Origin of the sequence: Ferrovum myxofaciens (assembly GCF_013181415.1) — a bacterium.
GTDB classification, from domain to species: domain Bacteria; phylum Pseudomonadota; class Gammaproteobacteria; order Burkholderiales; family Ferrovaceae; genus Ferrovum; species Ferrovum myxofaciens.
In genome coordinates this window covers 399,278-417,458 of sequence record NZ_CP053676.1, presented here as the reverse complement: position 1 = coordinate 417,458, position 18,181 = coordinate 399,278, and the positions used below count along the sequence as shown (strand labels likewise).

The 18,181-nt window shown below is 55.5% G+C and carries 17 protein-coding genes; 15 read left to right on the top strand and 2 right to left on the bottom strand.

Annotated features, from left to right (window positions below; all coding sequences use genetic code 11):
* The first annotated feature begins 82 nt into the window (after positions 1-82).
* The 10 genes from sdhC to zapE are packed head-to-tail and all read left to right on the top strand — an operon-like array spanning position 83 to position 11,325.
* Entirely contained in the window at positions 83-442 is a 360-nt protein-coding gene (gene sdhC, locus HO274_RS01960) for a succinate dehydrogenase, cytochrome b556 subunit (RefSeq protein ID WP_031596173.1), read from the top strand.
* Positions 436-780, top strand: a complete 345-nt coding sequence (sdhD, locus tag HO274_RS01955) for a succinate dehydrogenase, hydrophobic membrane anchor protein (protein ID WP_031596171.1) — start codon at positions 436-438, stop codon at positions 778-780. The genes sdhC and sdhD overlap by 7 nt, the downstream gene beginning before the upstream one ends.
* Positions 771-2,546: a succinate dehydrogenase flavoprotein subunit gene (gene sdhA / locus HO274_RS01950; RefSeq protein ID WP_420537372.1), complete on the top strand. Its 1,776-nt coding sequence runs from the start codon at positions 771-773 to the stop codon at positions 2,544-2,546. Before sdhD ends, sdhA begins: the two co-directional genes overlap by 10 nt.
* Positions 2,547-2,569: 23 nt before the next feature.
* Entirely contained in the window at positions 2,570-3,265 is a 696-nt protein-coding gene (locus HO274_RS01945) for a succinate dehydrogenase iron-sulfur subunit (RefSeq protein ID WP_031596166.1), read from the top strand.
* Between the two features lies 1 nt (position 3,266).
* Positions 3,267-3,533 (top strand): FAD assembly factor SdhE, encoded by a 267-nt coding sequence (locus tag HO274_RS01940; RefSeq protein ID WP_035417078.1) that lies wholly within the window; start codon positions 3,267-3,269, stop codon positions 3,531-3,533.
* 30 nt (positions 3,534-3,563) lie between these two features.
* On the top strand, positions 3,564-4,862 hold the full coding sequence (gltA, locus tag HO274_RS01935) for a citrate synthase (protein WP_031596163.1): 1,299 nt from the start codon (positions 3,564-3,566) through the stop codon (positions 4,860-4,862).
* 23 nt (positions 4,863-4,885) lie between these two features.
* On the top strand, positions 4,886-7,606 hold the full coding sequence (locus tag HO274_RS01930; RefSeq protein ID WP_051862020.1) for a 2-oxoglutarate dehydrogenase E1 component: 2,721 nt from the start codon (positions 4,886-4,888) through the stop codon (positions 7,604-7,606).
* Positions 7,607-7,622: 16 nt separating this feature from the next.
* On the top strand, positions 7,623-8,786 hold the full coding sequence (gene odhB, locus HO274_RS01925; protein ID WP_031596160.1) for a 2-oxoglutarate dehydrogenase complex dihydrolipoyllysine-residue succinyltransferase: 1,164 nt from the start codon (positions 7,623-7,625) through the stop codon (positions 8,784-8,786).
* Between the two features lie 17 nt (positions 8,787-8,803).
* Positions 8,804-10,234, top strand: coding sequence for a dihydrolipoyl dehydrogenase (gene lpdA, locus HO274_RS01920; protein ID WP_031596158.1), 1,431 nt, complete (start codon positions 8,804-8,806; stop codon positions 10,232-10,234).
* Positions 10,235-10,242: 8 nt separating this feature from the next.
* Complete coding sequence (gene zapE / locus HO274_RS01915; RefSeq protein WP_197456324.1) at positions 10,243-11,325, top strand: cell division protein ZapE; 1,083 nt, start codon at positions 10,243-10,245, stop codon at positions 11,323-11,325.
* Here zapE and HO274_RS01910 read toward each other — a convergent pair.
* Entirely contained in the window at positions 11,309-11,701 is a 393-nt protein-coding gene (locus tag HO274_RS01910; RefSeq protein WP_031596155.1) for a RidA family protein, read from the bottom strand. The two genes, zapE and HO274_RS01910, sit on opposite strands and share 17 nt — an antisense overlap.
* Positions 11,702-11,779: 78 nt before the next feature.
* On the opposite strand from HO274_RS01910, the gene HO274_RS01905 reads away from it, so the two are divergent.
* The 5 genes from HO274_RS01905 to HO274_RS01885 are packed head-to-tail and all read left to right on the top strand — an operon-like array spanning position 11,780 to position 16,493.
* Complete coding sequence (locus tag HO274_RS01905) at positions 11,780-12,382, top strand: 5-formyltetrahydrofolate cyclo-ligase (RefSeq protein WP_035417077.1); 603 nt, start codon at positions 11,780-11,782, stop codon at positions 12,380-12,382.
* The gene (locus tag HO274_RS01900; RefSeq protein ID WP_031596151.1) at positions 12,379-13,128 is read left to right on the top strand and encodes a pseudouridine synthase; all 750 of its coding nucleotides are present in this window, start codon (positions 12,379-12,381) and stop codon (positions 13,126-13,128) included. The genes HO274_RS01905 and HO274_RS01900 overlap by 4 nt, the downstream gene beginning before the upstream one ends.
* Before the next feature lie 15 nt (positions 13,129-13,143).
* Positions 13,144-14,943 carry an acyl-CoA dehydrogenase gene (locus HO274_RS01895; protein ID WP_051862018.1) on the top strand — a complete coding sequence of 600 codons (1,800 nt, stop codon included), beginning with the start codon at positions 13,144-13,146 and terminating at the stop codon, positions 14,941-14,943.
* Between the two features lie 8 nt (positions 14,944-14,951).
* Positions 14,952-15,821 carry an NADP-dependent methylenetetrahydromethanopterin/methylenetetrahydrofolate dehydrogenase gene (locus HO274_RS01890; RefSeq protein WP_031596148.1) on the top strand — a complete coding sequence of 290 codons (870 nt, stop codon included), beginning with the start codon at positions 14,952-14,954 and terminating at the stop codon, positions 15,819-15,821.
* A gap of 48 nt (positions 15,822-15,869) precedes the next feature.
* Entirely contained in the window at positions 15,870-16,493 is a 624-nt protein-coding gene (locus HO274_RS01885) for a cyclodeaminase/cyclohydrolase family protein (RefSeq protein ID WP_031596146.1), read from the top strand.
* On the opposite strand, the gene HO274_RS01880 is transcribed toward HO274_RS01885, so the two are convergent.
* A complete protein-coding gene (locus HO274_RS01880; protein WP_273120932.1) occupies positions 16,490-18,127 on the bottom strand; it encodes an electron transfer flavoprotein-ubiquinone oxidoreductase in 1,638 nt (545 codons plus the stop codon). The genes HO274_RS01885 and HO274_RS01880 overlap by 4 nt on opposite strands.
* Between the last annotated feature and the right edge of the window lie 54 nt (positions 18,128-18,181).

Sequence of the window (18,181 nt, the reverse complement as noted above, 5' to 3'; positions counted from 1 at the left end):
CAAGTTTTGGTGACCCGCTAGAATCCCGTGAAAGGCAAGGTATACTACAACCTTAGGCTCTTCCTCATCAGGATGATCGTTCATGAAGACCCAGCGCCCAAAGAATCTCGATTTGCGTACCATCCAGTTGCCCCTTCCAGGGGTTGTATCGATCTTGCACCGGGTCAGTGGGGTGATCTTGTTTCTGACGGGCATTCCTCTCTTCCTTTATTTTCTGGAGCGCGGGCTTCACCCGGAGCGCGCGGGGGAACTGGGGGTTTTTCCCCGTCTTGTTCTGGCTCCATTGATTTGGGCCTTTTTGCATCATTTTTGTGCGGGTATCCGTTTCCTGCTGCTGGATATTCACCTCGGTCTGGACAAGGCGCAAGCTCGTCGTTCCAGTCTGTGGGTGCTGGGTGTCAGCGGTTTTTTGACCTTGATTGTGGAGTTGCTGGCATGGTGAAGAGAATTGTGGTGGGGGCCCATTACGGCCTCAGGGATTGGTTGGTACAACGGATCACCGCCGTGATCATGGGGGGATATACCCTCATGGCGCTTTTGTGGGTGGTTTTGGCTCATCCGGCGGATCGTCATGAGTGGGCGACCCTGCTGCATGAACGCCCCGTGCGGATTGCCACCTTTCTGTTCATTCTGGCCTTGTGCTGGCATGCCTGGATCGGTTTGCGGGATATCTTCATGGACTATATCCAGCCCGTTGGGCTGCGTTTGACCCTGCAGGTGGGGGTGATTCTGACTTTACTGGCAGAGGTACTGTGGTCCGCCGAGATTTTATGGGGTTAAACATGGGGTTGAACAAACAGGATTTCGATGTGGTCATTGTGGGGGGCGGGGGGTCCGGGTTGCGGGCAGCGCTCCAGTTGTCGGAAGCGGGACATGCCGTGGCTGTCTTTTCAAAGGTTTTTCCGACCCGTTCCCATACTGTGGCGGCCCAGGGCGGTATCAGCGCGTCCCTGGGGAACATGCAGGAAGATCACTGGCTTTGGCATATGTACGACACCATCAAGGGGTCGGATTATCTAGGAGACCAGGATGCCATCGAGTTTATGTGTCGCAAGGCACCAGAACTGGTTTATGAGTTGGAACATTTCGGCATGCCCTTCGACCGAAATTCCGATGGCACCATTTATCAGCGTCCCTTTGGCGGTCATACCCAGAATTTCGGTCAAAATCCTGTCCAACGAGCCTGTGCTGCGGCTGACCGAACGGGACATGCCTTGCTGCATACGCTGTATCAACGAAATATTCGCGAACAATGTCAATTTTTTGTGGAATGGATGGCGATCGACCTGATTCGGGATAGGGAAGGGGCTGTAGTTGGACTGGTGGCTCTTGAAATGGAAACCGGCGAAGTCGTCCTTTTCCAGTCGAAGGCCGTCATTTTGGCCACAGGGGGGGCAGGGCGAATTTATCATTCCAGTACCAATGCCTATATCAATACCGGGGATGGTTTGGGCATGGCGGCACGGGCCGGGATACCGCTGGAAGATATGGAGTTCTGGCAGTTTCATCCCACCGGGGTGGCAGGTGCTGGAATTTTGATTACGGAAGGCGTGCGTGGAGAAGGGGGGATCTTGCTGAATTCCCTGGGGGAGCGTTTTATGGAACGATATGCGCCCACTATGAAGGATTTGGCCAGTCGAGATGTGGTTTCCCGTGCCATGGATCAGGAAATCAAGGAAGGACGGGGGGTGGGCCCGGAAAAAGACCATGTCCTGCTGAAGCTGGACCATTTGGGGGAAGAAGTCATTCACAAACGCTTGCCGGGAATTCGTGAAATCGCGCTCAAATTTGCTTCGGTGGATCCGGTTCGGGAGCCGATTCCCGTTCTTCCCACCTGTCACTACCAGATGGGGGGGGTTCCCACCAACTACTACGGACAGGTGGTGGTACCCCGTGGGCAGAAAGTGGCGGAACCCGTCCCAGGGCTCTATGCCATCGGAGAATGTGCCTGTGTGTCCGTGCATGGGGCTAACCGGCTGGGCACCAATTCTTTGCTGGATTTGTTGGTATTCGGTAAATCTGCCGGAGACCATGTCAGCGCCTGGCTCAAAACCCATCCCGAAGCGCGGGATCTGCCGCGCGGGGCCGAAGAACCGGCGCTGGCTCGTCTGGCTGCACTGGAAAGCACGGAAGCCGGTGAATCTGTGGCCGCATTGGGAACGGAAATGCGCCGAGTGGTTCAGCACCATGCCAGCGTCTTTCGAACGGGGGAACTCCTTCAGGAAGGCGTGTCAAAAATCCGCATGCTGGCTGAACGGGCGCGTCACCTGCGCATCGGAGACAAAAGTCGGATATTCAATACGGCACGGGTAGAAGCACTGGAATTGCAGAATCTGATGATTGTGGCTGAAGCCACCCTGGTGTCGGCAGCTGCCCGTGAAGAAAGCCGGGGAGCCCATGCGCGCGAGGATTATCCGGAAAGGGATGACCGGCAGTGGTTGAAGCACAGTTTATGGTATCTGGAGGGCAGTCGGATGGCCTACAAACCCGTGAATCTGCAACCCCTGACGGTGGAATCCTTTGAACCCAAAGTGCGGGTTTATTAAGTTTTGTCGTTTGAGGACCTGTCATGAAGTTCAGCATTTATCGTTATAACCCGGAAAAGGACGAGCGTCCTTACATGCAGGATTATGAAGTTGCACTCCAGCCAACGGACCGCATGCTTCTGGATGCCCTACTGCGCATCAAGGCCCAGGACGATTCGCTGGGGTTGCGCAAGTCCTGCCGCGAGGGTGTGTGCGGTTCCGACGGCATGAATATCAATGGGCGCAATGGCTTGGCCTGTATCACGCCCCTCCAGGGTTTGACTGAGCCGGTGATTTTGCGTCCCCTCCCGGGGCTGCCGGTGATTCGGGATCTGATCGTGGACATGGGGCAATTTTTCAAGCAATACCACTCGGTCAAACCTTATTTGGAAACCACCTCACCGCCGCCTCAGAAGGAACGCCTTCAATCTCCTGAGGATCGTGAGGAACTGGATGGCTTGTACGAGTGCATCCTCTGTGCCTGTTGCAGCACTTCCTGCCCTTCATTTTGGTGGAATCCAGACAAGTTTTTAGGCCCTGCAGCTCTTCTGCAAGCCTACCGATTCATTGCAGATACTCGTGACGAGGCCACCCGTGAACGACTGGATGATCTGGATGATCCCTATCGGCTCTTTCGGTGTCATACCATCATGAATTGTGTTGAGGTTTGCCCTAAGGGGCTCAATCCCACGGCGGCCATCGGAAAAATCAAGGGGATGATGGTCAAACGGATGGTATGAGATGACAAGGATCCAGGAACAGGGAAGTGCATCTTCGGAGCGTATGCTTGAACGCCTGCGCTGGCGCAGTCGACGAGGTCTACTCGAAATGGATCTATTGTTGCAGCGTTTCCTGGAACATCATCTGGTAACACTGACTTCGGGCGAATTGGATCAATATGGCGAAGTGCTGCAACTGGACGACAACGGCTTGCTCGATCGAGTGCTGGGTAGAATCCCTTGTGAACCTGAGTGGGTGGCCCTCCTTGAAAAAATTGGCGAAACCTAATTAAATACATTAATACTGCTGGAGAACATAATGAATGAACAAGGAAAAATATTATTGACCTATGAGGGTCAACAGATCGAGTTACCGGTTTATGCCAGCGCCCTCGGACCAGCAGTGATCGATATTCGAACCTTGGCCCAGCAACTCGGCCTGTTTACCTATGATCCAGGATTCCTGGCTACAGCCAGTTGTCAGTCGGCCATCACCTTCATTGATGGCGATGCGGGTTTGTTGTATTACCGCGGCTATCCCATCGAACAATTGGCGGAACACTCGGATTTCATGGAAGTCTGCTATCTATTGCTGAATGGCGAATTGCCCACGGCACAGGAAAAAAAGACCTTTGAGACCAGTATTCGTCGTCATACCATGGTCCATGATCAATTGCATAATTTTTTCAAAGGGTTCCGACGCGATGCTCATCCCATGGCGGTGATGGTGGGGGTGGTGGGTGCACTTTCCGCCTTCTATTACGATGCCCTCAAGATCACCAATGCCGAACACCGTGCCATTTCGGCCACGCGTCTGCTGGCCAAGGTGCCCACCATTGCTGCCATGTGCTATCGTTACAACAAGGGGTTACCCTTCATGTATCCTCGTAACGATTTGAGTTATGCAGCCAACTTCCTGTACATGATGTTTGCCACCCCTTGTGAGGAATATGTGCCCAATCCGGTTCTGGTGCGTGCCTTTGACCGTATTTTGACGCTCCATGCCGACCATGAGCAGAATGCTTCCACTTCCACCGTGCGTCTGGCAGGATCCAGTGGTGCCAACCCCTTCGCCTGTATCGCTGCGGGCATAGCAGCCCTGTGGGGCCCTGCGCACGGAGGAGCGAACGAAGCCGTTCTGAAGCAACTGGAAGAGATCGGGGATGTTTCTCAAGTCGGTAAATATATTGCCCGCGCCAAGGATAAAAATGACTCATTCCGTCTCATGGGCTTTGGTCATCGAATCTACAAACACATGGATCCGCGTGCAGGAGTGATGCGTCGGACCTGCCATGAAGTGCTGACGGAACTGGGCCTGCATAATGACCCCCTGTTCAAGTTGGCTCTGGAACTGGAACGGATTGCTCTGGAAGACGAATATTTCATCACCAAGAAACTCTATCCCAATGTGGATTTTTACTCCGGCATCGTCCTTCGGGCGCTGGGCATTCCCACCAGCATGTTTACTGCCGTCTTTGCCATGGGCCGAACGGTGGGCTGGATTACCCAGTGGAATGAAATGATCAGTGACCCTCAGCAGAAGATCGGGCGTCCGCGTCAACTGTACGTTGGGCCTGTGCAGCGCGACTGGGTTCCCCTCGAAGCACGGGATCATTGAGGTTGCACAGGGGAGATAGGATCATGAGTCAAAGAGATGAGGAAGGCACGGCGCAATCATGGATCGAATCTCAATACGATCAATGGCTGAGAACTCCGGAACAAGTGGATGCGCATTGGCAGGCGTATTTTGCAGCACTGGAGCAGGGTTCTTCAGCGCCCCGAAGCGAGGAGGGGGTGCCGGGGCAGGTGGCGGTGCTGCGCCTCATCAATGCCTATCGTTTCCTGGGACACCGGGTTGCACATCTCGATCCCCTCGAACGTCATCCTTTGCCTGAAGTTCCCGAACTGACCCTGGGCTATCACGGACTGGCCGACCTCGATGGGCTCATGGTTTTTGAAACCGGGTCCTTGGTGGGGCCACCTCAAGCGCCGCTGAGCGATATCCTGACCCGCCTGCAACGATCCTATTGTGGCACCGTCGGTGTGGAGTACATGTATCTGACGGATACAGCACAGAAGCGCTGGATTCAGCAGCGTATGGAAAATTCCCCCGAAATTCTGGAACCTCAGGTACAACGCATGCTGTTGGTCCATTTGAGTGCGGCAGAAACCTTGGAACGCTATTTGCATACCCGTTTCGTGGGACAGAAACGATTTTCTCTGGAAGGTGGGGAATCGCTCATTCCTTGCCTCAATATCTTGATCCATGAAGGGCGTGCCCAGGGGATCGAAGAGATTGTCATCGGAATGGCCCATCGCGGCCGCCTCAACGTGCTGGTCAACTGTTTGGGACGACTGCCGCGCGACCTGTTCCTGGAGTTTGAAGGGGTGCATGAAACGGGCCTGACCTCGGGGGATGTAAAGTACCATCAGGGCTTTTCTTCCGACGTGGATACACCGACAGGCTCGGTGCATGTTGCGCTGGCTTTCAATCCATCGCATCTGGAAATTGTGAACCCAGTGGTGGAGGGGTCGGTACGGGCGCGTCAGGATCGTCGGGGGGATACGCAGGGTGAATGGGTTCTTCCCGTATTGATTCATGGCGATGCTGCCCTGTCTGGTCAAGGCGTGGTCATGGAAACGCTGGCCTTGTCTCAAACCCGGGGGTTCAGAACCGGGGGAACGCTTCACATCGTCATCAACAATCAGATTGGGTTTACCACCTCGGATCCGCGCGATACCCGTTCCAGCACCTATTGCACCGATCTGGCAAAAATGACGGAAACCCCGGTCTTCCACGTCAATGGAGATGATCCCGAAGCGGTGGTGCGCGTACTGCGGGTTGCTTTGGACTATCGCACCACCTTTCATCGCGATGTGATGGTGGATATCGTGTGCTATCGTCGTCTAGGTCATAATGAACAGGATGAACCGATGGTGACGCAGCCCTGGATGTACCGAAAAATTCAGGCGTTGCCCACCACGCGTCAGCGCTATGCAGCGCATCTGATTCAATCTGCTCGTCTGACTCAGGAAGAAGCGGACGCCATGATCGAAGATTATCGAGCCGCCCTCGATCGAGGCGAATTGCTCGAGTCCATCGTTCGACCTTCTCCCAAAGTACCCTATGCCCATGCGGCCCAATGGACACCGTATCGTCAGGCTGATTGGCGGACATCGGCGGACACTACCCTTACACGCGCGCGCCTGACCCAACTGACTGAACGTCTGACCCTGATTCCCGAGGGATTCGAATTGCATCCCACGGTGCGTAAGGTGGTGGACCATCGGCGTCAGATGGGCGAAGGAATGCTGGCGGTGGATTGGGGTATGGGCGAGTCCCTGGCCTATGCTTCTCTGGTGGAAGAGGGCTATGGCGTCCGCCTGTCGGGGCAAGATTGTGGGCGCGGCACCTTTTCTCACCGCCATGCCGTTTGGCATGATCAGAACCGCCAACGTTGGGATGCGGGCATCCACATTCCCCTGCAGCATATCAGTCCCACCCAGGCGCCTTTTACGGTGATTGATTCTCTTCTTTCGGAAGAAGCCGTACTGGGTTTTGAATATGGTTATGCTTCGGCTCAGCCCCGGCATCTCGTACTTTGGGAGGCCCAGTTTGGCGACTTTGCCAATGGTGCCCAAGTGGTCATCGACCAATTCATCAGTTCGGCCGAGGCCAAATGGGGTCGACTCTGTGGTCTGACCCTGTTATTGCCCCATGGTTATGAAGGGCAAGGCCCGGAACATTCTTCGGCACGGGTGGAACGCTACTTGCAACTCTGTGCCGATTATAATCTGCAGGTGTGCATTCCCAGTACGGCGGCCCAAATCTTTCATCTGTTGCGACGTCAGATGCTGCGTCCCCTGCGTAAACCCCTCATCGTCATCACGCCTAAAAGCCTGTTGCGCCGCAAAGAGGCCAGTAGCCCACTGGAAGAATTTATTGCTGGCGGGTTTCGCCCTATCCTCGCTGAAGTGAAAGAGACCATCGATCCTGCGGCTGTACAACGGATCGTGGTGTGTTCCGGAAAAGTTTATTACGATCTGGTGGCGGAGCGCGAACAACGGCAGATAGAGAACATCGTTCTGATGCGTCTGGAACAACTCTATCCCTTTCCCCATGAGGAATTTGTCGCCCAACTCGCCTGCTATCCGGCCGCACAATCTGTGCTCTGGTGTCAGGAAGAACCGGGCAATCAGGGGGCCTGGCACCGTATTCAGCATTATCTGGTGCGTCACCTGCGCCCGGACCAGCATTTGAGTTATGCTTTACGTCCCTCGTCGGCTGCGCCTGCCGTGGGCTATCTCAACCTACACGAAGAACAACGCCGGGCATTCCTCGAGGCTGCCCTGACTCTGTGACCATAGAGGTATGACCATGTCCCTGGAAATCAAAGTCCCCCCCTTGGCAGAATCCATTACGGAAGCCACCGTGCTTGCTTGGCATGTGGTTGAGGGAGCCCCGGTGCAACGGGATCAAAAGTTGGTGGATATCGAAACCGACAAGGTCGTGCTGGAAGTTCCAGCACCCCGTGCAGGCGTGCTTCAGCGGATTCTCAAGGGCGTGGGGAACAAGGTTCAATCCCATGAAGTCCTGGCCCTCATGGAAGAGGGCCAGGACAGCACTGTGCCGCTCCCTGCTGCAACCGTGCCTGAAGCCCCTGTATTGGTTATGCCGGCGGCCAGCAAAATTTTGCGGGAACAGGGACGAGAGCCGTCCGTGAAAGGAGGAAGTGGACGAGGTGGGCGTATTCTGAAGGAAGATGTCATTCAAGACCCAACCTCCGGACAGGTGGAACCCGCCGGCGTGGAAACGTCATCCTCACTCCTGCCTGGAGCACCGCGTCAGGAGCGCAGAACGCCGCTCTCAGCTTTGCGTCGGCGTGTGGCTGAGCGTCTCATGGCGTCACAGTCAGGCACGGCCACTTTGACCACCTTTAACGAAGTGGATATGTCGGCAGTTCTGGCCCTGCGTCAACGCTACAAGGATTCTTTTGAAAAAAAGCATGGCATTCGCCTGGGGCTCATGTCCTTTTTCGTCAAGGCGGTGGTTTCTGCCCTCCAGCGCTATCCGGTGCTCAATGCGCGCATCGAGGGAACGGATTGGGTAACGCCCGAGTTCATCGATATTGGCGTGGCAATCGGCAGTAAACGGGGATTGTTGGTTCCTATCCTGCGTGATGCACAGCGCTTGAGCATGGCTGATATCGAGCGTCAGATTGCTGATTTCTCTCAACGGGCCGATGCCGGGCATATTACCTTGGAAGAATTGTCGGGAGGAACCTTTTCCATCACCAATGGGGGTGTTTTTGGTTCCATGCTTTCCACGCCCATTCTCAATCCTCCTCAGTCCGCGATTCTGGGCATCCATGCCACGCGCGATCGGCCAATGGTGGTGGAGGGAGAAATCGTGATTCGACCCATGAATTATTTCGCCTTGTCCTACGACCATCGACTCATCGATGGTCGTGAGGCCGTTCTTGGTCTGGTGGCGATGAAGGAGGGATTGGAAGACCCGGCGCGTTGGCTTCTTGATTTATAAAAAATATTAAATATATCATGCAATCATTTGATTTAGTTGTTATTGGTGCCGGACCTGGTGGATACATGGCGGCCCTGCGAGCCGCCCAGCTTGGGTTGCGGGTAGCCTGCGTCGATGAGGGGGTGGATGGGCAACAGCGTCCCAGTCCAGGGGGTACCTGTTTGAACGTCGGGTGTATTCCTTCCAAAGCCTTGTTGGAATCCTCTGCCTTGTATGCCCGGATCATCGGGGAGGCCGCCGGGCATGGCATTGATGCCGGTCCGGTTCAACTGGATGTGGCGCGCATGCAGGCACGCAAGGAAAAGATCGTACGGCAGTTGACTGCCGGGGTGGGCTATCTCTTCAAAAAAAATGGTGTGTCTTTTATGCCGGGGCGTGCCAGTTTTAAGGGAAAAGAAGGGGATCAGATCCATCTGACCGTTCAACGCAAGGATCAGGAAAGAGAAGATATCGCCGCCGCTCAGGTGATCATTGCAACGGGTTCGGTTCCTCGCACCCTGGAGAGCATGCCCTTCGACCAGGAACGAATTCTTGACAGTACCGGTGGCTTGGCGTTGACCACGGTGCCTCGCCAGTTGGTAATTTTAGGGGCGGGAGTCATCGGTCTTGAATTGGGTAGCGTATGGCAACGCCTGGGGAGTTCGGTTACCCTGCTGGAAACTCGGGATATTTTTTTGCCAGAAGCAGATCAGGAAGTGGCGCAACAGGCCCTGAAAATTTTGACCCAGTCTTCCGGTCTCAGAATCGAGTTAGGGATTCATCTGGAAGCAGTTGAAAAAACAACAGAATCACTTAACTTGACGTATACGAGCGGGGGAGAATCCCGGAAACTTTGCGCAGATGTATTGATACTCGCGGTGGGTCGTTGTCCCAATACCAAGGGATTGGAATTGGAACGAGTGGGGCTGGCTCCCGATGGGCAGGGTCGTATTCCCGTGGATGCCCACTGCCGAACGCCGGTGCCGGGCGTGTGGGCCATTGGAGATGTGGTGCGGGGCCCCATGTTGGCCCATAAAGCTGAAGAAGAGGGGGTGGCCGTGGCCGAACGTTTGGCTGGTCAGTTGCCTGAGGTGAATTTGGTTCATATCCCTGCGGTCATCTATACCGAACCTGAATTGGCTTGGGTCGGATTGACCGAGGAAGCCGCCCAGGCAGCGGGGCGGGCCGTGCGTATTGGACGTTTCCCTTTCCAGGCCAATGGTCGTGCCAAAGCGCGGGGTGCTCCCCAGGGCTTGGTCAAAGTTATCGCTTGCGCTGTCACTGACCGCATTTTGGGGGTTCATATCCTGGGTCCCGAGGCTTCCGAATTAATCGCCGAAGCGGTGGTTGCTCTTGAATTTCAGGCTTCCAGTGAAGATCTGGCGCGCATTGTCCATGCCCACCCCTCTCTCAGTGAAGCCCTGCGCGAAGCCTGTCTGGGCGTGGATGGGCGCACGCTCAACCTGTGAGTTTTCCTGTGCACGGTCCCCTGCAATGGTATCAATCCTTTCAGACCCGCCCAGATTATCGGGCCGATACGCTTCAATGGCCGGTGGTGGAAAAGTTGCAGGCTTTACACGATGCTCTGGTGGAATTCAAGGAATATCGCCAGACCCTGCTGGCCCGTACCTTTGGCAACCGACGTCCACCGCGCGGAATTTATCTGTACGGGGCCGTGGGGCGGGGTAAGACGGTCCTCGTGGATGCTTTTTTTTCCACCTTGCCCTATCAACGCAAGAAAAGGCTGCACTTCCATGAATTTATGGCACAAGTGCATGAGCGACTCAATCAGTTACAAGGACAGGAGGACCCGCTCCGGAGAGTGGCGGCGGAGTGGATCGTGGAAACCCGGATTCTCTGCTTTGATGAGTTTCAGGTCAGTGATATTGCCGATGCCATGATCCTGCAACGTCTATTGGAAACGTTGATCGAATGGGGGGCTGTATTGGTCCTGACCTCGAACTACGCGCCTGAAGATTTGTATCCCAATGGATTGCAACGGGAACGTTTTTTCCCCACCATTGCTTTGATCCGAGAGTATCTCGATGTGATTGAACTAAAGGGGAGCCAAGACCATCGCCAGGACGAAGCAGGAACCTCACCTCACTACCTGTACCCTTTGGATGTGGCGACGCACAGTCGGTTCGAAGCGCATTTTCGGCAGCATTGTTCACACCCTGAAACGCGTGCCTGCCTACGCCTCATGGAGCGTATCGTTCCGGTGCGGGGATTATGCGGACGAACGGTCTGGTTCGAGTTTGGCGTACTCTGCGGGTCCGCCCGGTCACAACGAGATTATCTGGAACTGGTTGCAGATTTCGATACCCTGTATTTGTCCGATGTTCCTCTTCTGACGGATAAAATGCGCGATGCCGCCCAGCGTTTGATCTGGTTGGTGGACGTGTGTTACGACAGGGGCGTGACGATGATGGTTTCGGCCGCGCTGCCGCCCGCCGAACTGTATCCCGACGGCGTGAAAAATGGTGACTTTCGGCGTACCGTCAGCCGTCTGCAGGAAATGCAGAGTGCTGACTGGCCAAAACTCAGGCGGGAAGAATGATGGCGTCGGCCTCGATTTCCACCAGCATTTCAGGGTCGATCAGGCGCTTGACTTCCACCAGAGTGGTGGCAGGGCGAATTTCACCAAAGTATTTTCCATGAGCTCGGGCGACTTTTTCCCACTGATCGATCTGGGTGACGAAAATGCGCGTGCGGACCACATGGGTCAATTCAGCTCCCGCTCGTTTCAATGCCTGCTCGAGGTTGTCCAGCGCCTGCAAAGTCTGGGCCTCGGGGTCATTGGGTCCCACCAGGCGACCATCGGTACCTGTTCCGGTGGTGCCGGAAACGAAAACTTGATTTCCCACCTTGACGGCACGGGAATAGCCAATAATGGGTTCCCAAGTGGAACCACTGGAAATATTTTCTCGGGACATGGAATTATCCTTCATAATCTGATCGAAAAATGACGCGGCATTGTACCGCACTCTGAATCAATCGTTCCGGACACGGTCATGAATATTTTCCCCTCTTTGAATGTCGACAAGAAATCCCTGCGCCATTGGGCATTACAACAACGTGCTCAAATTCCCCCGGCCCAGCGTGAACGACGCAGTTTCGATTTGCATCGCTTGCTCCATGAGCATCCGCGTTTCCAGGCGGCCCAGGTTCTTCTGCTGTACGGGTCCATGGGTTCAGAACTGAACACTTGGCCTCTTTTGCGCGCGACCCTCAAACTGGGACGATCCCTGGTATTGCCCCGTATCGACCGTGATACTTTGATGCTCTATCGGGTACGGGATCTTGATACAGAACTGGGTCCTCCCGGTCTCTGGGGACTGCGAGAACCCCTCCCGCACCTTTGCGATCCTGTGCGCCCGGAGACTCTCGATTTCGTTTTGGTGCCTGGCTTGCTCTTTGATAGGCGGGGAGGGCGTCTGGGCTATGGAGGCGGGTATTATGATCGTCTATTGCCTCAAGCCTCCCACGCCTGGCGTCTGGCTTTGGCTTTTCGCGAGCAGTGTGTGGACGAGGTTCCCCGGGAGCCTCATGATTTACCTATTCACGAAGGTTTGAATGATGCGGGGACTTTTTTTGTGACCACGGAACATCCATGAGCGGAGCAGAGAACACGGGTTTGGAACGCATTTCCAAGGTGATGGCGACACGCGGTCTGTGCTCCCGGCGTGAAGCAGATCAGTGGATCCTTCAGGGCTGGGTGCTTCTGGATGGAAAAAAGATCATGGAATTAGGCACAAAAATGGCACCACACCAGATCCTGACTGTGTCCCCCGCTGCACAACGGGCGCAGCGGCAATGGGCGACGGTGATTTTGCATAAACCCATTGGTGTGGTGTCGGGACAGGCGGAGGAAGGGTATCGTCCGGCGGTGCAACTGGTGACTGCCGAAAATCGCTGGAGTGAAGATTCGGCAAAGGGGGGGTGGACTCCGATGCTGCTGCGTGGCCTGGCCCCGGCGGGAAGACTGGATATCGATTCCACGGGTCTGTTGATCCTGACCCAGGATGGCCGTGTGGCACGAACCCTCATCGGAGCAGATTCTACGGTGGAAAAGGAATATCTGGTACGTGTGTCGGGACGCTTGCCTGCCCAGGGATTGAAACTCCTGAATCATGGGTTGTCCCTTGATGGCCGGGACCTACGTCCGGCACAGGTCGATTGGCAAAACCCGGATCAGTTGCGCTTTATCCTGAAGGAAGGACGTAAGCGCCAGATTCGGCGCATGTGTGAATTGGTGGGGTTACGGGTTACCGGACTGAAGCGGGTACGGATTGGAAACGTACGCCTGGGGGCTTTGCCTTTGGGACAATGGCGTCTGCTTGGGGAAGAAGAACATTTCTAATAAGGAAAAACCGACATGAATTATATTCCTCCGCTAAATGACATGGCTTTTGTGGTCAAGGAATTGTTAGGTCTCGAACCATTGGCTGCCCTTCCAGGCGGAGAAGGGGCAGAAGCCTCATTGTTCGATGCCGTGCTGGCAGAATCGGCCCGTCTTACTCAGGAGGTGTTGGTACCCCTGAATTCCGTGGGTGATCATGAACCCGCTCATCTCGATGGGGGAAAAGTTATCACGCCGCAGGGATTCAAGATGGCTTACGAACAATTTCTGGCGGGAGGCTGGAATGGTCTGACGGCGCCTGTGGATTTTGGTGGACAGGGTCTGCCCTCCATTTTTGCTGCGCCCCTGGAAGAAATGTGGCATGGAGCCAACATGGCCTTTACCCTGGGGCCCCTGTTGACTCGAGGAGCAGTGGAAGCCATTGATTATGCGGGAACAGCGGCACAGAAGGCGCGCTATCTGCCCAAACTGATCACGGGAACCTGGATGGGGACCATGAACCTCACCGAACCCCAGGCGGGCTCGGATCTGGGTGCTCTGCGTACCCGTGCCGTGCCTGCGGGGGATGGGACCTACCGTCTCACTGGCCAGAAAATCTTCATCACCTACGGTGATCAAGATTGGACGGAGAACATCATTCACCTGGTTCTGGCACGTCTGCCTGATGCGCCTGCCGGAGTGCGTGGCCTATCGCTCTTCATTGTGCCAAAGGTTCTCCTCAACGACCAAGGCAACCTTGCTGCACCCAATCAGGTGCGTACCGTTTCCCTGGAGCATAAATTGGGGATTCATGGCAGTCCTACCTGTATGCTCAGTTATGGTGATGAAGGAGGTGCCTGGGGAGAGTTGTTGGGAGAACCCCATCGCGGTCTGGAATTGATGTTTGTCATGATGAATGCGGCGCGTTTTTCCGTAGGTGTGCAGGGACTGGCCATTGGTGAACGGGCCTATCAGGGGGCTCTGGAATATGCCCGCACGCGTATTCAAGGCTTGCCGGTGGGGGAAAGCCAACTTCAACCCATCGTCCACCATCCCGATGTACTGCGCATGCTGGTGGAAATGGACGCACGACTGCAAGCAGGGCGTACCCTGGCCTATTATGCAGGCTGGATGATCGATCGGGCACACTTTGAAATCGACCCTCAGCGCAAGGCTTGGGCACAGCGTCGTTCAGATCTATTGACCCCTCTGGTGAAAGGGCATTGTACGGAATTGGGCGTCTGGACCAGCAATGTAGCCTTACAGGTTTTTGGTGGTATGGGCTTCATCGAGGAGACGGGGGCTGCCCAGCATTACCGTGATGCTCGAATTACCACTATCTACGAAGGTACCACGGGGATTCAGGCCAATGATCTGGTGGGGCGCAAACTTTGGCGTGATCAGGGATTGGCCGTGCGCGAACTTCTCGAGGAAATTTCTGCGACCCTGAAAGAGTTCCAAGAGGGAGAGAAGGTCGGGTCGGCGATACTTCAGGCGCAGGCAGAGGTACTGAAGTTGACGGTACAGGCCACCGAACGACTGCTGCGCCAGGGTGCAACGGATCCCCGCTGGGGCCTGGGCGTGGCGGTTCCCTACCTGCATCTGCTCAGTCTCTGTGTGAGCGCCTGGTGGATGACACGCAGTGCGTGGGTTGCGGCTCAAGGCAGAGGGGGGTTACCCGCCGAATTCTATCGTCAGAAGCAGAATGTCGTATCATTCTACGCGGCTCATGTCTTGCCCCGTGCCTTGGTACTGGCCCGTCAAATCGAAGCACCGGGGGATCTGCTTGAGTCCCTGCGTTCCTCCATGGCGGGGGATGGAACGGTAATACATTGAGGATTATGATGAAAAAATTGCTTTATCAGTTGGATACGGACCTTCTGCCGTCCGTTTTTGACAATGTGGTTGCTCATGATGGTGGTGCTGATCAAGTGATTCCCTACGGAGGAATCACACCCGATAATATGGGTCCCTTGGTAGAAGGAGCGATTTTTACCCGTGCACCCAAGGATAAAAAAAATACGGCCATATTCGTGGGCGGGAGTAATCTGGTGGAGGGGGAATCCCTTTTTTCGGCTATTCAGAATAAATTCTTCGGCAAGTTCCGGGTCTCCCTGATGCTCGACAGCAATGGGGCCAATACGACGGCAGCGGCCTGTGTGGCCTGGCTGACTCAAGGCCGTCCGATTGAAGGAAAACAGGCGATCGTGCTGGGAGGCACCGGTCCGGTGGGACAACGGGTTGCGGTCATGTTGGGGCGGGCAGGAGCCGAAGTAACCTTGACGGGCCGTCAACTGGAGCGAACCCGTCAGGTTTGTGCGCAACTTAACCAACGTTATGGATTGACAGTGGCCGCTGCCGCCGCTCCGGACCTGGAAAGCCGTGGACAGAGTATTCAGGGCAAGGAAATCGTGGTATCCACTGGGGCTTCCGGTGTGACCATGCTGGAGGAAACCCAGTGGGCACAGGCAACCGGACTGGAATTGATTGCCGATGCCAATGCTTCGCCACCGGTAGGCATTGGTGGGATCGATATGACTGATCGGGCCACCCTTCGGCATGGTGTCCTCTGTTTTGGGCCCTTGGGTTTCGGAGCCCTCAAGCTGGCCCTGCACCGGGAATGCATCGGACGCCTGTTCGACAGCAATGATCTGGTATTGGATGCGGAAGCGATTTTTGAGCGGGCCCGTATCTTGCTGGCCGCTTCTCTTTAGAACCTTTTTTCTCGCGGGAGCGGGGAATACCGATTTCAGGAGTGATTAATGACGACTCAATCCATTGCAGACTTTTTGGAAGAATTGGCCAGTGCAACGCCCACGCCCGGAGGAGGAGGTGCCGCAGCCTTGATGGGCGCCATGGGTGCCGGTTTGATCGCCATGGTAGCCCATGTCACGGTGGGCAAAAAAGGGCAGGATATGCAGCTTCAGGAAATGGAACAGCAAATCAAGGAGGCGGGAGTGCTGCGTCAGGAATTTACGGCCATGATCAGTGCTGATGCAGTGGCTTTTGATGGGTTGATGAGCGCTTTCAAGTTGCCCAAGCATAGTTTGGATGCCATTGATCGTCGTGCGCTCGCCATTCAACAAGGGTATCAGGATGCCACGGAAGTGCCTCTGTCCTGTATTCGAGCCTGTTTGCATGGGCTTGCTCTGGCGCATCGCTCCGCCGAGCAGGGGCATCGCAATGTGCTCAGCGACAGTGGGGTGGCGGTTCACGCGCTACTGGCGGCGCTTCGCAGTGCCATCCTCAATGTTCAGATCAACGTGCCTGCCATCAAGGATCAGTCCTTCGTCGATGCTGCCTTGAATGAAGTACGGGCGGCGGAAGAGGAAGCCAGTGCCAGCGCGGCAATGACACTGGATGTAGTCAACGCCCGCTTGTCCTAAAGATTGGGGTATTGGGGACCGCTTCCGCCTTCGGGTGGAACCCAACGGATATTCTGTTGGGGGTCCTTGATATCGCAGGTCTTGCAGTGGATGCAGTTGGCTGCATTGATTTGCAGGTGCCGTTCCGGGGTGTTTGAATTTACAATTTCGTAAACTCCCGCGGGGCAATAGCGGGTTTCCGGAGAGCGATAGATTTTCCAGTTGATGGTGAGGGCTTTTTTCGGGTCAGCCAGAATCAGGTGATCCGGTTGGGTTTCTTCGTGAGTAGTTTGCGCCAGAAATACCGAAGAGGGTCGATCGAAGGTCAGTTTACCATCGGGTTTGGGATAGGTAATGGGCGTGCAGGCGCTGGCAGCGCGCAGGGTCTGATGATCGGCGTGGGCATGAGAAAGTGTCCAGGGTGCCCGGCCTCGCCAAATCCAGGTGTCCAGTGCTGCGTGAATCAAGCCGGGGATCAGTCCCCAGCGGAAACCGGGGCGCAGATTGCGTACGGCTTTCAGTTCCTGCCCGACCCAGGAAGTGCGTAAGGCTGGTTCAAAAAGGGTGCATTCCGATAGTTGCGGCGTGTCATTCAGATGTTCATAAAGGGATTCTGCTGCGATCATTCCGGATTTGAGCGCGGTATGACTTCCCTTGATCTTGCCGACATTGAGAAACCCCGCGCTGTCTCCGATGAGAATCCCGCCCGGGAAACTGAGCCGGGGAATAGACTGCCAACCTCCTTCGTTGAGGGCCCGGGCTCCATAGGCGACCCGTCGCCCCCCCTGGAATAGGGCGCGTAAGGCCGGGTGAGTCTTAAAGCGCTGGAATTCTTCGAAAGGGTCTAGGTAAGGGTTTGAGTAATCCAGTCCGACCACGAATCCAACAGATACCCGGCGGTCATCCAGATGATAGATCCAGGATCCCCCATAGGTTCGAGAGTCCAGCGGCCAACCCACCGTATGAGTAACCTGCCCGGGGCGGTACAAGGGTGAGTCCACTTCCCAGATTTCCTTGAGCCCCAGACCGTAGGTTTGAGGTTGAGCGCCGGCTGACAGGGAAAAACGTTCATTCAACCGACGAGCCAGTGACCCTCGGCAACCCTCTGCAATCACGGTCTGACGGGCTCGCAACTCCATTCCGGGCTGAAAGCGGGGACTGGGTTGGCCATTCTTCAGTCGCCCTACGTCACCCGTCAATACGCCCTGAACTTCGCCCTCGGCTCCCAGTAACAGATCTGTGGCAGCAAATCCGGGGTAGATTTCCACGCCCATGGCTTCGGCCTGAAGGGATAGCCATTTGCACACCTCTCCCAAACTGACGATATAGTTACCCGTATTATGGAGTTGGGGCGGAGTGGGAAGACGACAGGCACGGCGCTCGGACAGCAATAAAAATTGGTCTTCCGTGACAGCGGTGATCAGAGGAGCACCGCGTTGTTTCCAGTCTGGAAAAAGTTCACTGAGGGCGCGGGGTTCCATGACGGCTCCGGAGAGGATATGAGCACCCACTTCGGCCCCTTTTTCCAGAACACACACGGAGAGTTCCTGGCCCCGACTCTGGGAAAGTTGCTTCAGGCGGATGGCACAGCCTAAACCGGCCGGCCCCGCGCCCACAACGACCACGTCATACGTTAAACTGTCTCTTTGGGTCATGGATTATGGCAGAGGAATTAAAGGGAGTAATTATACCCACACTTGGGGAACCAA